Genomic DNA, 14,406 nt, shown 5'->3' with positions numbered 1-14,406 from the left:
CTCTCCTGTCCGCCGGAGCGACGGAGTTCCCGTGCCCCGGGTCGCGCTGCGGGAGTCAGCGGGCGCCGCGCGCCCCGGCGGTCAGGCTGCGGCCCAGGTCGAGCAGGCTCAGGCCGAACATCAGCACGCCCAGCGGCACGTGCAGCGCCGGGTGGTGGGTGACGCCCAGGACCACCTGGACGGAGGCGAGGACGAGGAAGCCGGTCGCGTACAGGATCGGCCGGGCCGGGCCGCCGCCGGGCCGCCAGGCCAGGACCGCGGCGAGCAGGTAGACCATCGAGGCGCCGTACATCACCCGGGCGCCCACGCTGTGCAGCGTCTCGCCGTAGGAGGTGGAGAGCAACAGGCCGGCGGTGGCGGCCTGGTAGAAGATCGCCACGGTCTGCGCGGCGATGCCGGCGCGGAGGAGCGTGAGGCTGCGGCGTGCGGGCGGGGTCGTCGTCGTGGTGGCCATGGTGCGGTCCCTCTTCCTGCCTCGCGGCGGTGGGTCGGTAGTGTCCCGCTGGTTCGACGAAACAGGTCCGCGAAGTGTGAGGCGGGCGGCGAGGAACGGGGGCGGCGCGATGGGCACGGGCACGAGGTTCGACCGGGGGACGGGGTTCGGGCACGGGGCCGACGCGGCCGTCGGCGAGCGGCGGCACCTGGTCGGCCTCGCCTACCGGATGCTCGGCTCGGTGGCCGAGGCGGAGGACGCCGTGCAGGAGGCCTACGCCCGCTGGTACGCGCAGGCGCCGGAGCGGCGGGCGGCGATCGCCTCGCCCGGCGCCTGGCTGACGACGGTGCTGAGCCGGGTCTGCCTGGACGTGCTGGGCTCGGCCCGGGTCCGGCGCGAGAGCTACGTCGGCGAGTGGCTGCCGGAGCCGCTGCCGGACACGGCGGAGTGGGCGGTCGGGGCGGGCAGGGCGGCCGATCCGGCCGACCGGATCACCCTGGACGAGTCGGTGGGCATGGCGTTCCTGGTGGTGCTGGAGTCGATGACCCCGGCCGAGCGGGTGGTGTTCGTGCTGCACGACGTCTTCCGCTACCCGTTCCCCGAGATCGCCGCGATCGTCGACCGGACCCCCGCCGCCTGCCGCCAGCTGGCCACCTCGGCCCGCCGCCGGGTCGGCGCCGCCCCCGCCCCGGCGGCCGGCAGCGCCGTCGTGGTGCGGGAGTTCAGACAGGCCTGGGAGGCCAAGGACATCGGCGCCCTGGTCGGCCTCCTCGATCCGTCCGCCGTCATGGTCGCGGACGGCGGCGGACTGGTGAGCGCGGTGGTCCGGCCGGTCGAGGGCGGCGAGCGGATCGCCCAGTACCTGGCGCAGATGGCGGAGTGGGCCCCGGGCCTGGTCCTGCTGGAGCGCACCGTCAACGGCCGCCCCGGCCTGGTCGCCCGACGCGACGGCGCCACGGCCACGGTGGCGGCCCTGGACGTGGCGGACGGCCGGATCACCCGCATCTGGGCGGTCCGCAACCCGGAGAAGCTCGGCCTCTGGACGGCGACCTGACGATCGGAACGGTGCGGCGGCCCGGCGCCCCGGCGGCTCAGTGGCGCGGGACGCCCAGCGCCGGCCGGGTGTACGTGGTGCCGTTCTCCTGCACGAACACGTAGCGGTCGTCGGTGCGGCCCAGCCAGGGGGTGCCGTACAGGGACGCCTTCCGGACGTCGGTCCGTTCGACGGTGCGGCCGTCCGCCCCGGCGAGGCGGTGCACGACGTCGAGGTTGCGGCCCCGTTCGACGGCCACCAGCGGGCCGTCCGGCGCGGCGGTGACGGCCCGCACCTGGCCGTCCACCTTCCGTACCCAGGCCCGGGAGCCGTCCGTCAGCGAGTGGGCGACGACGAACGTGCTCTTCAGCTCGCCGGGCCGGGCGGCAGCGACGACCAGCAGGTCGCCGACCACCGCCACCGGGCGGACCGGGCGGAGGCGGAACGAGGCGGAGGGCTTCTGGAGGGACGTCAGCTCGTAGTCGGCCGAGGAGACCGGGATCGTCGCCCGGGGCGCTCCGTCAACGGCCGCGAAGGAGAGGACGGCGTCGAGGCCCCGGTTGCCGCGCTCGGTCAGGCGGACGGTGGGCGGGTCGACGGCGAGCACGGCCGCGGTGGCGGGTTCGTTCTCCGCGCCGAGGTTCGTCCGCCACTGGGCCGCGCCGGTCGGGGCGAAGGCGCGCAGCCAGGTGGTCCCCGTCCCCGTCGCCGGGTCCGCGGTCGCGCAGTACTCGACGGCCACGACGCGGGCGGCCGAGGCGGACAGCGCGCGGAAGCCGCACCCGGCGGTGGGCGCCGCCGTCCAGGCCGGGGCGCCGTCCCGCAGGCCGAAGGCGGCGAGCTGCTCGCCGTCCAGGGCCACCAGGGTGGCGGGGCCGACGAGTTCGATCGCCGAGGACCGGACGCCGTCCTTGCGCCACAGCTCGCGCCCGGTGCGCAGATCGACGGCGGCGAGCTGGTCGCACGGCGCGGGGGCGCTGCCGTAGCCGACGGCGGCCAGCCCGTCGACGGCGGGCGAGACCGCGCAGACCGACTTCCGGGGAGGTGCGTCCAGCGTCCAGGCGGACTCGCCCGTCCGCGCGCGGTAGGCGTCGAAGCGGTCGGCGCGCACCCGGACGACGGTCTCGCCGTCCTGCCAGACGGCCACCGCCACGGTCTGGGCGGGCTGGTCCGCCGGAGCCGACCAGGCGGGGCGCACGGGCGGCGGCCCCTGCAGGCGGCCGAACGCCAGCGCGCTGCCGGGCACCGCCAGCGCGCAGCAGAGGACCGCCGCGATCAGACGGCCCGTCTTCGGCCCCTCGGACAGGAAGGCGGCGGTGAGCAGGACGATCGCGGCGACGGTGCCGACGAAGCCGGTCGCCAGCATGGCCGGCATCCCCGGCGGGCAGGGCCCCGTGACGCTGCCGCAGCCGCCTGCCTCGGACAGCGCCGCCCCTCCCATGACGTATCCCACGGCCGCCGCCCCGACCACCGCTCCCCCGAGGCCCCCGCAGACCAGTCGCCGTCTCGCCCCGCGCCGCTCCATGAACCCGCCCCCGGTGATCGTCGACTGAAGTCCGGGCACTCTACCGAGGCCGGGTGGCCGCGGCGTGGCGCGGGGCGGGCCCGGCCCGGACCGCCCTGGGGCGGCGGCGTCCGGGCGCCGTCACGAACGGCCGGTACTCGTCTGTGCACGGACTCCGGCGCTGTCCTAGCGTCGGGGGACCGACGCCGTCCGACCTCGGGAGTCCACACGTGAACGTTTCCCAGCGACTCGGCCCGATCCTCGGGGCCGCCGGGGCCGCGCTGGTGCTGTGCGCCGCGCCGGCCGCCGCCGCTGCGGGCGGACAGCCCGCGGCGTCTCCGGCGGGAGCGGCCGGAGCGACCGGAGCGGCGGTGCAGCTCGACCGGACCTACACGGCCACCAGCGCCAGCCCGGAGGCCGCCGGCAAGTGCCTGGACGCCTACGACTGGGGCAGGGGGCCGTGGGTCCAGATGTGGGCGTGCCACGGCGGCAGCAACCAGTCCTGGACCCTCTCCTGGAACAGCGCCAGCGGGGGCTGGAACATCCGCAACGAGGCCAGCCAGTACTGCGCCGACGGCTCCCTCGGCCACGGGGAGCAGCTGATCCAGAACGTCTGCGGCAACGGCCTGGGGCAGTCCTGGAAGATCGAGTCCGCCGTCGGCCCGACCCACCTCGAAAGCATCGCCTTCCCCGGCCAGTGCGCGGACATCTACGACTGGGGCCGCGGCTCGGTGGTCATGCTGTGGGACTGCGGCAGCCAGGCCAACCAGTACTGGTTGTTCAACTGACCAACAGGAACGGGCCCGGCCGTTCCCGCCCGGCGGCCGTGGGAGGTCGTCGGGTCAGCCGCAGAACTCGGCCTCGGCGAGCTTCCGTTCGCCGGTGAACCAGTCGGCGTTGGTGTTGAACGCGACAGCGTCCCGCCCGTCCCGCCCGTCCCGGCAGGTCGACGAGCCGGGGAGCCCCGGAGTTCCGGCAGCCCGCCCATCGGCGCGCAAACCGTCCGCATGGACGAACGGACCCGGAGCTCAGGGGTTCGGGGTACCTCTCATGGGCCGATTCACCCCCCATCAGTATGGGATGTCGCCCCACCGAGCGGCGTTGCGAGGATTCGGCGTGCGGCGCCCGAAACCGGCCACGGGGCCGGGCGGGACGGCAGGTCCGCCCCGTTCCCGCAGCAACACTTCGGAAGCGCCGGACGTTCACTGATGGAGCATCAACATCCTTGCGCAGTACGCACATTGGCGGACGATCCGGCTCCGGCGTACTGGCGCCCGACGTTCCGGAACGCCGTCTCCGCGCGGAACGGGTCCCGGCACGTCGCCACCAGAAGGAGGACCCCGTGCCACCACCCCGCTTCGCCCGCCGTCCACTGACCGCACTGCTGGCGGCGGTCGCCGCGCTCACGTGCGCGATCGCCCCGGCCGCCGCGGCCGCTCCCGGGCCGACCTCCGCCGCCGCCGAACTGCCGCGGCTGCGCTCGCTGTACGTCGCGATGCCGGACGGCGTCCGGATCGCCGTCGACGTCTGGCTGCCGGCCGGCACCACCCCCGGCCAGCGACTGCCCACCGTCCTGGAGACCGAACGGTACTGGCGCTCCCGCGAGCACCCCGGCGGGCCCGAGAACGACCCCCGGGCCGGGAAGGCCGGCGGCTGGAACGACCGCGGCTACGCCTACGTCGTGACCGACCTGCGCGGTACCGGAGCCTCGTTCGGCACGCTCACCGCCGAACTCGGCACCACGCTGATCAACGACAGCGGCTCGCTCGCCGACTGGATCGCCGCCCAGCCGTGGTCCAACGGCCGGGTCGGGACGACGGGCGTCTCCTACGGCGGAGACACCGCGATGCTCGCCCTCGGCCTGCGCAACCACCACATCACCGCCGCCGCGCCGAACTCCTACGACTTCGACCCCTACGAGGATCTGATCCGCCCCGGCGGGCTGCTGATCGAGCCGCGGGTCGCCGTCTACGGCCTGCTGCTGCGGATCCTCGACCGGACCGGCGGCACCACCTGCGCGACCAGCGACGAGACCCGGCGGCTCTGCGACGAGTACGGGCTGACCGGCACCGCGCCGAAGCCCGTCGACGGTCCGGACGGCCCCGCGCTGCGCGCCGCCGCCCGCGCCGAGCACGCCGGGAACGCCAACCTCGTCGACTTCGCCCGCAACGGCACGCACCGGGACTACGCCAGCGGCCCGCAGAGCTGGAAGGTCACCGGCGTGGCACCCCGGAGCGGCGCCATCGAGGCGGGCGGCGTCCCGGTCCTGACCGACGCCGGCTGGCTCGACGCCGGCACGCCCAACGGCGTGCTGTCCCAGTTCACCGGCCTGTCGAACACCCAGGAGAGCTGGATCGGCCCCTGGAACCACGGTCAGGGTTACCTCGCCGACCCGTTCCTGCCCAGCCGCCCGCTCACCGGAGCCGAACGCCGGGAGATCGGCGAGCGCACCGTCGCGTTCTTCGACCGCTACGTCAGGTACCACGAACGCCCCGACGGCGAGCGGCTCGTGCACTACTACACCCTCAACGAGGGCACCTGGCGGACCACCGACCGCTGGCCGGTCCCCGGGACGGCGAACCGGCGGCTCTACCTCGCCGACGGCAACACCCTCGACCGGAAACCGCAGCCACCGGCCCCCGGCCGGCCCGACAGCGACCCGCTGACCCTCGCCCCCACCGCCGGCACCGGCCCGCTCGACCGCTGGAACACCAACCTCAGCGGCGACCCGGTCAGTTACCCCGACCGGGCCGCCGTCGACCGCGAGTTGCTCAGCTACACCGGCCCGCCCGTCCAGCAGGACACCAGGGTCACCGGCCTCGGCCGGGTGACCCTCGACGTGACCGGCGTCAGCGGCGCGAGCGACGGCGCGTTGCACGTCTACCTGGAGGACGTCGCCCCGGACGGCCGCGTCACCTACATCACCGAAGGCCAACTCGCCCTCGCCGAAGGGGCGGTGGCCTCCCGGTGGAGCAACCCCGACTGGCGCCGGCTGCGCACCCCGCGCACCTTCGCGGCCGCCGACTCCACCCCGTTCCCGCAGGGCACGCCCCAGCGGGTCACCCTCGACCTCCAGCCGACCTCGGTCCTCTTCAAGGCCGGCGACCGGATCCGGCTCACCGTCGCCGCCGCCAACCCCGACTCGTTCGAACTCCGGCCCGCCGACGGCAGGGCCGCCTACACCATCGGCCACGGCACCGTCCGGCCCTCCTACGTCGACCTGCCGGTGGTCGGCTGAGCACCCGCGCCCCGGCGGGCGCCGCACCGCACCGCATCCGGCCTCGGGCCGCCGACGCACATCGCGCCGGCGGCCCGTCCGGCCTGCGTCGGCCTGCTTCGGCCTGCTTCGGCCACGACCGGTCGCCCCCGGCCGCGGGCGCGGAAGCCCGTCGCGAACGTAACGCTTGTGTCACGACCGAAGATCGCGTGCAGCAGCCGCGAGCCGAGCTCCGTCAGGTTCGGCGGGGGAGCCAGGGGGGCTTCGGGGGGAGACGAAGATGTTCAACAGAGATCAGCCGGGTGACCATGCGAAGCGCTGACGTCCCCGCCTTCACGGCATTCGTGCATGCACGCTCCTCGGCCCTCTTCAGGACCGCGCTGCTGCTCACCGGCGAGCGTCATCTGGCCGACGACCTGGTGCAGTCCACGTTGGAGCAGGTCTGTCGGAACTGGCGCCGGGTCCGCTCCGCCGACGCACCGGAGGCCTACGCGCGCCGGATCCTGGTGAACCTCGCCAACGACCGCTGGCGCAAGCTGCGCGGGCACGAGGAAGTACCCCTGGACGACGGGATCGGGGACGGGCACGTCGATCCGTACAAAGGGCTCGTGGTCCGCGACGCGTTGATGCGCGAGCTGCAGTCCCTGCCGATCGGTATGCGCACCGTCCTGGTGCTGCGGTACTTCGAGGATCTCGACGACGCGGAGATCGGCCACCTGATGAACATCTCGGCCGGCTCGGTCCGGTCCCAGATCGCCCGGGGCCTGTCGAAACTCCGGTCGACCGTCGACGCCCGGCCAGTGCACTCACGTTCCGGAGGGGTGGCATGAAGGACTACGACCTGGAGCAGGAGCTGGCCGCGGCCATGCTCGACCGTTCACGGCAGGAACCGCCGTACAGCTACGACGTCGACGGCCTCGTCAGGTCGGTACGGCGGCGCCGTCGGCGTCTGCAGGCCGGTGCGGCGGCGGCCGTGGCGATCGTGGCCCTGGGCGCGGGCTTCCTGTCCCGCGCCGATCACGACCGCGTCTCGCTGCCCGTCCAGGCACCGACCGCGCCGAGTGCCGTGCTGCCGCCCTCTCCCCCGCCCGTCGAGCCACCCTCGGCCTCACCCTCGCCCTCGGCTTCGGCTTCGGCCTCCGCTTCTGAGCCGGATTCGGTGCCGGATTCGGCCTCGTTCTCAGCCTCGACCTCGGATTCGGCCTCGAAACCGGCCGACCCGGCCCGGACGACGAGCACCCTGCTCCTCGCCGCCCTGCGCTACCAGAACCCGGCCGCCCGCTCCCAGGTGGACCCGGCGGCGGTAGCGGCCCTGTTCGCCGACGAGTCGACGTACCAACGGATCTGGGGCGCCGACTCCACCGGCGTGACCTGCGGTTCCTCGGTCGACGGCGTGCTGGTGGCGGGCGAGGTCCTGCTGTACCAGGGGGTCGAACGGCTCGACCGGGCCCCCTCCCCGACCTTCGACGGGTCCACCGGGAAGGTGACCGACCTGACCTGCCGAACGGTCGCCGGAGGCAGCAAGGGCGGCGGCGACCCCACGGTTTCCGGCTTCTACGGCGGGCTGGTGGCGGCCGCCAAGTCCGGTGACTCCACGGCGATGTCGAGGCTCGGAAGACAGTTCGTGACCGCGAACCTCCGCTCCGTCCAGGGCCCGACCGCCGGGACCTGTTCCTCCACCACCACCCCGTTCTGGCTCGCCGACAACCCCTCGTCCGGAACCCTCACTCACGGATGGACCGTGAACCTCGGCGGCCCGTACGCGTTCCCGATCGAGATCGACGAGAACGCGAAGATCGCCACTTCCTGCGGCAAGTGAGCCGCACCGGCCGCCTCTGAGGCCGACGACACCGGACCGCGCCCGCACGGCGGCGCGTCCGGCAACCCCCGCACGCCCTTGACCACTCTTGGCCGCCCGTGACCGCCCTCGGCGGCCAACAGGCGATGTCCGCATGCCCGGACATCGGAGAGCGAGTACCGCATGAAGCACCGGACAGCCCTCGCCATTCCCGTACTCGTGGGCGCCGCCCTGGTGGCCCACGTCCTGGTCCCGACCCCGGGCCCCGCCGATGGCGCCCCTTCCGGCCCGCCGCCGACGGCCGCACGGGCAAGCCCGTCGGCGCCGGCCCTGCTCTCCGAACCGGCGCCTTCCACCACGACCACGACCACGCCGGAGCAGGCCGTGCGCCTCGCGCTCGACGGACTCGGGGCGCACCGCGGCCGGTACGCCCTCGCCGTCGAGGACCTCACCTCGGGCCGCTCGGCCGCCTACGGTTCACCCACGTCGCCCACCGAGACCTTCACCTCCGCGAGCATCGTCAAGGTCGACATCCTGGCCGCCCTGCTGCTCCGGGCACAGGACCGCGGCGATCAACTCAGCTCCGCCCAGCGGCAACTGGCCTCCGACATGATCCGCGCCAGCGACAACGACGCGGCGCAGAAGCTCTGGGGCGAGATAGGCGGGCGCCAAGGTCTGGACGCCGCCAACGCCCGACTCGGACTCTCCTCGGCACACGCCGGGCAAAGGGTGCCCTGGGGCCTGACCCGGACCACGGCCGGTGACCAGATCGCCCTCCTGAAGGCCGTGTTCACCCAGAACTCCCCCTTGAACGCCGCCTCCCGGTCGTACCTGCGGACCCTCATGGGCACCGTCGACAAGGGACAGAACTGGGGCGTCGGCGCAGCGGGATCACCCGGCACCCCGCCCGTGCTCAAGAACGGCTGGCTCCCGGACGGGACGACTCGGCTGTGGGTCGTCAACAGCGTGGGCATCGTCGAACGCGCCGGCCACAGCCTGCTCGTCGTCGTCCTCACCGACGGCCAGCCCACCCAGGAGGCCGGCATCACCCTCGTCGAGCGGGTCGCGGCAGCTGCGGTCGACGCCCTGGTGCGAACGCCCTGAGCGCTCCCTTGCCCCATGGCCGCCCCGGGGCACTACCCGAGACGGTGCCGCAGCCAGGCCAGCCCGTGGGCGCTGAGCGTGTCCCCACGGCGCGCCCGGGGTTCAACCGGACGACCAGGTACGCGGTGTCGGCCCATGCAGCACCGGGGGCGGGGAAAGCCCAGTCGACGGCGCGCACTTCCGTTCGCGACGCAGCGGACCGTGTGGCCCATGCAGACGTTCACCGTCTTCGACAACAGCAGTGTCCATGCGGACACCCTGAACGCGGCCTCGACGCTCACCCGGCCCAGTCAGATCACGCGCTCGTCTCATGGAGAGCGCCGCGAGTTGTCCGGATTGAGTGGTTGTTCCGCTCTTGAGGGACCTCGATCGAACTGACGTCCTGCATAGGGCGAGCTGCCTGTCGGCCGTGGGGTCGACCCCTTGTGGACAGGGCCCGAGCCCAGCAGGAGCGGGGTTTCTCACGCTGTTTCTGGGGCTCGGTCCAGCTGGAAGAAAGTGCGTCCGGCACCCAACTCGCGTACCTGAGTGGCACTATGCACGGGGGTGCGGGCCGGGTGCGACGTCAGGGGGGCAAGATGATCACTGGGCTGGTCATGGAGGACGGCGGGTTCGAGCTGGTCGTCGGCGGGGAGGGGCTCGGTCCGCGCAGGTTGCTGCGGGACTCCGACGTGGCCTGGTTGACCGCGGTCGCGGGTCGGTACGTGGACGCGGTGCGCGGTGGCTCCCGGCGGGAGGTCCTGCTCGCGCTGGGGCGGGAGTTGTACGGGTGGCTGGACGGGGACCGCCACTGGTTGGCGCGGTTGATGGACGAGGCTCCGGTACCGGTGTTGTTCGAGGTCCGTGGGCCGAGGAGGCCGTCCGCTGCGGAGTGGGCGCTGCTGCGGGCCCCCTTCGAGCTGCTGGCCGCTGACGGGGGCGGGTTCCTCGTGGAGGAGCCCGAGCAGTTCGCAGTGGTGCGGCGGCTCGGCCGCCGGGGCCCGGCGGATTCCCTGGACGACCGGCGGCTGGGGGTCGCGTTCATGGCCTCGTCCCCCCGGGGGCAGAACGAGCTCGACTACGAGGCGGAGGAGTTGGCGATCCTCGGGGCTGTCGGAGAGACGGGCCTGGACCTGGTGGTCGAGGACTCGGGCAACCCGGAGCGGCTGGGGGCGCGGCTGGCGGAGCTGGGCGGGATGCCGGTGGTCCACCTGTCGTGCCACGGGCTGCACAACTGGCGCGAGAGCCCCGGGGCGCCTGCCACGCCGGTCCTGCTGCTGGAGGACGATCTGGGGCAGGGGCGTCCGACCAGCGCGAAGGAGCTGGTGGGCCTGCTGACGCCCCCACCCCGGCTGGCGTTCGTGTCGGCCTGCCTGACGGCCACCGGCGCGGATGTCGCCGGACACCTTCCCGCGGGCGCCGGGCGCCGGGGCGCCCCGGCCGCCGGGCCGGGGGCTGCGGTGGCGCACTCGCTGGCCACGGAACTGGTGGCCGCCGGGATTCCCGCGGTCATCGGCTGGGACGGCTCGGTCAGCGACCGGGCCGCCACCCTGTTCGCCGAACACCTCTACTCCCAGCTCGGCCTCCGTGCCGGGGTGGCCGCGGCCGTGGCCGCCGCCCGCCGCCGACTGCTGCAGTGCCCCGACGAGCACGTGCGCGCGGACTGGCACCTGGCACGGCTGTGGCTGGGGCCCGCGGGCGGCGGCCCGCTGGTCGCGGGAACCGTCAAGCGCCGGATGGCGCCCGCACACCACGCGACCACGACATTCCTGGGCAGCAAGCACGACGTACCGGTCGCGGCAGCGGGGATGTTCGTCGGCCGACGCCCGGAACTCCAGCAGGCACTGCGGGCCCTGCGCGGCCGGCGGCACGGGGGCGTGCTGCTCCACGGGCAGGGCAGGCTGGGCAAGTCGAGCCTGGCCGCCCGGATCGCCGACCGCCTGCCCGACCGGGCGGTCGCGGTCGTGTTCGGCGACTACACCCGGGCGGCGATCCTCGACGCCGTCGAGAGAGCCGTGGAACCGTTTCCCGACGCCCGTGCCCTGCTCAGGGACGGGCGCGCCGACGTCCGCGAGCACCCGGACCGCTTCCGAGCGCTCCTGGTCGACCTGCTGACCGGGCCGTGCGCCCAGACGCAGGGAACCCGCCGGCCCCTCCTGCTGGTCGTCGACGACCTCGAACAGATCCTGACCCCCAACACCGACGGCCTGCACCAGGTCGACAACGCACACAGCGAGGTGCTCGCCGACGTCATCTCCGCCTTCGACCCGGCCACCACCGACAGCCGACTCCTGCTCACCAGCCGCTACACCTTCACCCTCGACGGCCTGGAGAGCCGCCTGGAGGCGGTCCAGCTCCAACCGCTCTCCCCAGCCGCCCAACACAAGCTCCGCCGCCGCCAACAGGACCTCGCCACCACCGAGAACCGCCTCCCGGACACCGAACCCGCGCGGCGGACCGACCTGGCCCGACGTGCCATGGAAGTCAGCCGCGGCAACCCCGGACTCCAGGACCTGATCGTGCTGCGCCTGGTCTACGGCGCACAGGTCGACCCGGCCCGCGCCGAGGCCGCCATCACCGCGATGGAGGCCTACCTGAGCCAGGGCGACCCCGCCGGCGATCCCGACCTGGCCGCGTTCCTGGAGAACCTGGCCCTGGACACCCTCCTCCAGCAGGCCGGCCCCGCCCACCGGGACCTGCTGCGGGCCTGCACCCTGTTCACCCTCCCCGTCCCGCAACCCGTCGTCGACACCCTCGCCGAAGCGATCGGCGGATCGGCGACCCGCCTGCGCGGCCTGGGCCTCCTGGACGCCTACCCGGACGAGTACCACCGGCCCACGACCGCCGTGGCCGTCAACGCCCTGGCCGCCGGACACCTGACCCCCCTCAGCGCCGACGAACGCAACACCCTGGCCGCCCTCGCCGTCGAACCCCTCCACACCCGATGGGGCGGACCCGCACCCCGCCCTCGCCGCAGCAACGACCTCGACCTCCAGCTGACCCGCCTCGCCCTGGACGCCGACCACCCCGCCGTCACCGCCGACTGCGCCGCCGCGGCCGTGGCCGCCCTGCGCCGGGGCCCGGCCTCCGCCGCCGCCGCACTCGGCCACCACGCGATCGCCCTCCTCGACCGCCACCACCCCGTCCCCCTGACCCTGCTGCGTGTCGTCGCCCTCGCGGCTGTCACCAGGGGCGAGGGCGAACGTGCCGACACCCTCCTGCACCGCGCCGTCCAGCAGATCCAGACCGACGCCCAGCACACCGACCCGGCAGAGCACGCGGCAGTCCTCCACGACCACGCCAACCGCCTGATCACCCGGGGTGAAACCGCACAAGCCGAGACCCTGCTGCACCAGGCCCTGCAACTGTTCACCGACCTCGGCGACACCCACTCCACCGCATTCGTCTGGGGGCAGATCGCGGACATCCTGCAGCAGCGCGGGGAGGTGGAGGAGGCTCTTCGGATCCGCCGCGAGATCGAACTGCCGGCGTACCAGCGGGTCGGCGACACCCGCTCCACAGCAGTCACCTGGGGGCAGATCGCGGACATCCTGCAGCAGCGCGGGGAAGTCGACGAGGCCCTGCGGATCCGCCACGAGATCGAACTGCCGGCCTTCGAACGGATCGGCGACACCCGCTCCACCGCGATCACCTGGGGAAAGATCGCGGACGCCCTGCAGCAGCGCGGGGAAGTCGACGAGGCCCTGCGGATCCGCCACGAGATCGAACTGCCGGCCTTCGAACGGATCGGCGACACCCGCTCCACCGCGATCACCTGGGGAAAGATCGCGGACGCCCTGCAGCAGCGCGGGGAAGTCGACGAGGCCCTGCGGATCCGCCACGAGGTTCAACTGCCGGCCTTCGAACGGATCGGCGACACCCGCGAAGCCGCGATCACCTGGGGAAAGATCGCGGACGCCCTGCAGCAGCGCGGGGAAGTCGACGAGGCCCTGCGGATCCACCGCGAGGTCCAACTGCCGGCCTTCGAACGGATCGGCGACACCCGCTCCACCGCGGCCACCTGGGGGCAGATCGCGGACATCCTGCAGCAGCGCGGGGAGGTGGAGGAGGCTCTTCGGATCCGCCGCGAGATCGAACTGCCGGCGTACCAGCGGGTCGGCGACACCCGCTCCACAGCAGTCACCTGGGGGCAGATCGCGGACATCCTGCAGCAGCGCGGGGAAGTCGACGAGGCCCTGCGGATCCGCCACGAGGTCGAACTGCCGGCCTTCGAACGGATCGGCGACACCCGCTCCACAGCAGTCACCTGGGGAAAGATCGCGGACGCCCTGCAGCAGCGCGGGGAAGTCGACGAGGCCCTGCGGATCCGCCACGAGGTCGAACTGCCGGCCTTCGAACGGATCGGCGACACCCGCTCCACAGCGATCACCTGGGGAAAGATCGCGGACGCCCTGCAGCAGCGCGGGGAAGTCGACGAGGCCCTGCGGATCCGCCACGAGGTCGAACTGCCGGCCTTCGAACGGATCGGCGACACCCGCTCCACAGCGATCACCTGGGGAAAGATCGCGCACATCCTGCAGCAGCGCGGTCAGGTCGACGAAGCCGTTGAGCTGCAGCTGAAGCGCTTGGAAGTCAATGAACGGCTCGGCGATATCGACGGCATCGCAGCAGCGAACTGGGACCTGGCCAGAATCGACCTGGACGGTGGGGACCTCCACGCAGCGGTGCCGAGGCTGGTCACCTCGTTCCAGCACTTCCTGGAACTACAACGGCCGGACGGTATCGCGGTCGTCGGGATCACTCTGGGGCAGGTGATGCTGGCCTCAGGTGCACGGGCTCAGGCCCGACAAGTGCTCCAGGCGTGCCGGGCCGCTGCCGCTGTGATCGACGCAGCAGACATCGTGTCCCTGGCTGACGAGCTCATGGAAACCATCGGCGACGAAGACGAGGAATCATGATCATCGAGATTGTCGGCCCTGGAGCCGAAGCTGCCCGGGAGAACATTGCGGCGGTCGCCGCCGACTGGGGCCACCCCGCCGACACCGTTCCGTCGACCGCAACGGTGACCGGCCCGGGCACCAAGGGCGTCGACCCCGTGGCGGTGATGTCACTGCTCCTGTCCGTGCCCTCCGCCGTGCTCGCGGTCGCGGACATCGCCGATCGGATCCGCAAGCGGCGCCGCGCGGGCGAACTCATCGAACGAGCCCGGCAGCTGTCCACCGAGCAGACGACGGCACGGCTCGTCCGCGTGGACCGCTCCGTCGACCTCGCCACCCTCACCCCCGACCAGCTCCTGGACCTCATCGCCGACGAGCCCCCGACGGACTGAACCCCGGGAACCGACACCCCGGGCCGCGGCCGACCTCGCAGCTTTCCC

Annotated in this window: 10 protein-coding genes and 1 pseudogene; 9 read left to right on the top strand and 2 right to left on the bottom strand. The window is 73.4% G+C overall.

The genetic code is table 11. The features are described 5' to 3' along the window. Positions 1-55: 55 nt before the first annotated feature. A complete protein-coding gene (locus ACW14Y_RS29460; RefSeq protein ID WP_380391498.1) occupies positions 56-454 on the bottom strand; it encodes a hypothetical protein in 399 nt (132 codons plus the stop codon). Positions 455-563: 109 nt separating this feature from the next. On the opposite strand from ACW14Y_RS29460, the gene sigJ reads away from it, so the two are divergent. Then, positions 564-1,487, top strand: coding sequence for an RNA polymerase sigma factor SigJ (gene sigJ, locus ACW14Y_RS29455; protein ID WP_380391495.1), 924 nt, complete (start codon positions 564-566; stop codon positions 1,485-1,487). A 37-nt stretch (positions 1,488-1,524) separates the two neighbouring features. On the opposite strand, the gene ACW14Y_RS29450 is transcribed toward sigJ, so the two are convergent. After that, positions 1,525-2,832 carry an outer membrane protein assembly factor BamB family protein gene (locus ACW14Y_RS29450; RefSeq protein WP_456983924.1) on the bottom strand — a complete coding sequence of 436 codons (1,308 nt, stop codon included), beginning with the start codon at positions 2,830-2,832 and terminating at the stop codon, positions 1,525-1,527. A gap of 368 nt (positions 2,833-3,200) precedes the next feature. On the opposite strand from ACW14Y_RS29450, the gene ACW14Y_RS29445 reads away from it, so the two are divergent. From ACW14Y_RS29445 to ACW14Y_RS29410, 8 genes and pseudogenes are all read left to right on the top strand, one after another. Continuing rightward, on the top strand, positions 3,201-3,758 hold the full coding sequence (locus ACW14Y_RS29445) for an RICIN domain-containing protein (protein WP_380391489.1): 558 nt from the start codon (positions 3,201-3,203) through the stop codon (positions 3,756-3,758). Between the two features lie 554 nt (positions 3,759-4,312). After that, positions 4,313-6,208, top strand: coding sequence for a CocE/NonD family hydrolase (locus ACW14Y_RS29440; RefSeq protein ID WP_456983922.1), 1,896 nt, complete (start codon positions 4,313-4,315; stop codon positions 6,206-6,208). Positions 6,209-6,531: 323 nt separating this feature from the next. Next, the gene (locus ACW14Y_RS29435) at positions 6,532-7,017 is read left to right on the top strand and encodes a SigE family RNA polymerase sigma factor (RefSeq protein ID WP_456983920.1); all 486 of its coding nucleotides are present in this window, start codon (positions 6,532-6,534) and stop codon (positions 7,015-7,017) included. Then, positions 7,014-8,006 (top strand): hypothetical protein, encoded by a 993-nt coding sequence (locus tag ACW14Y_RS29430; protein WP_456983919.1) that lies wholly within the window; start codon positions 7,014-7,016, stop codon positions 8,004-8,006. Before ACW14Y_RS29435 ends, ACW14Y_RS29430 begins: the two co-directional genes overlap by 4 nt. 162 nt (positions 8,007-8,168) lie before the next feature. Next, the gene (locus ACW14Y_RS29425; protein WP_456983917.1) at positions 8,169-9,089 is read left to right on the top strand and encodes a serine hydrolase; all 921 of its coding nucleotides are present in this window, start codon (positions 8,169-8,171) and stop codon (positions 9,087-9,089) included. A 177-nt stretch (positions 9,090-9,266) separates the two neighbouring features. Further along, positions 9,267-9,386, top strand: a pseudogene (locus tag ACW14Y_RS29420) (transcriptional regulator); the annotation flags it as partial. 281 nt (positions 9,387-9,667) lie between these two features. Further along, the gene (locus tag ACW14Y_RS29415; RefSeq protein WP_456983916.1) at positions 9,668-13,987 is read left to right on the top strand and encodes a CHAT domain-containing protein; all 4,320 of its coding nucleotides are present in this window, start codon (positions 9,668-9,670) and stop codon (positions 13,985-13,987) included. Next, positions 13,984-14,358, top strand: coding sequence for a hypothetical protein (locus tag ACW14Y_RS29410; RefSeq protein WP_456983914.1), 375 nt, complete (start codon positions 13,984-13,986; stop codon positions 14,356-14,358). Before ACW14Y_RS29415 ends, ACW14Y_RS29410 begins: the two co-directional genes overlap by 4 nt. Positions 14,359-14,406: the final 48 nt, after the last annotated feature.

The organism is Kitasatospora sp. cg17-2 (genome assembly GCF_054031055.1).
This window is presented reverse-complemented; position numbering and strand designations above follow the sequence as displayed.

Bases quoted from the DNA above. Each gene is read 5' to 3' on its own strand.
- ACW14Y_RS29450 (WP_456983924.1), bottom strand. From the start codon at position 2,832: ATGCTGGCGACCGGCTTCGTCGGCACCGTCGCCGCGATCGTCCTGCTC.
- ACW14Y_RS29425 (WP_456983917.1), top strand. From the start codon at position 8,169: ATGAAGCACCGGACAGCCCTCGCCATTCCCGTACTCGTGGGCGCCGCC.
- ACW14Y_RS29415 (WP_456983916.1), top strand. From the start codon at position 9,668: ATGATCACTGGGCTGGTCATGGAGGACGGCGGGTTCGAGCTGGTCGTC.
- ACW14Y_RS29460 (WP_380391498.1), bottom strand. From the start codon at position 454: ATGGCCACCACGACGACGACCCCGCCCGCACGCCGCAGCCTCACGCTC.
- ACW14Y_RS29410 (WP_456983914.1), top strand. From the start codon at position 13,984: ATGATCATCGAGATTGTCGGCCCTGGAGCCGAAGCTGCCCGGGAGAAC.
- sigJ (WP_380391495.1), top strand. From the start codon at position 564: ATGGGCACGGGCACGAGGTTCGACCGGGGGACGGGGTTCGGGCACGGG.
- ACW14Y_RS29430 (WP_456983919.1), top strand. From the start codon at position 7,014: ATGAAGGACTACGACCTGGAGCAGGAGCTGGCCGCGGCCATGCTCGAC.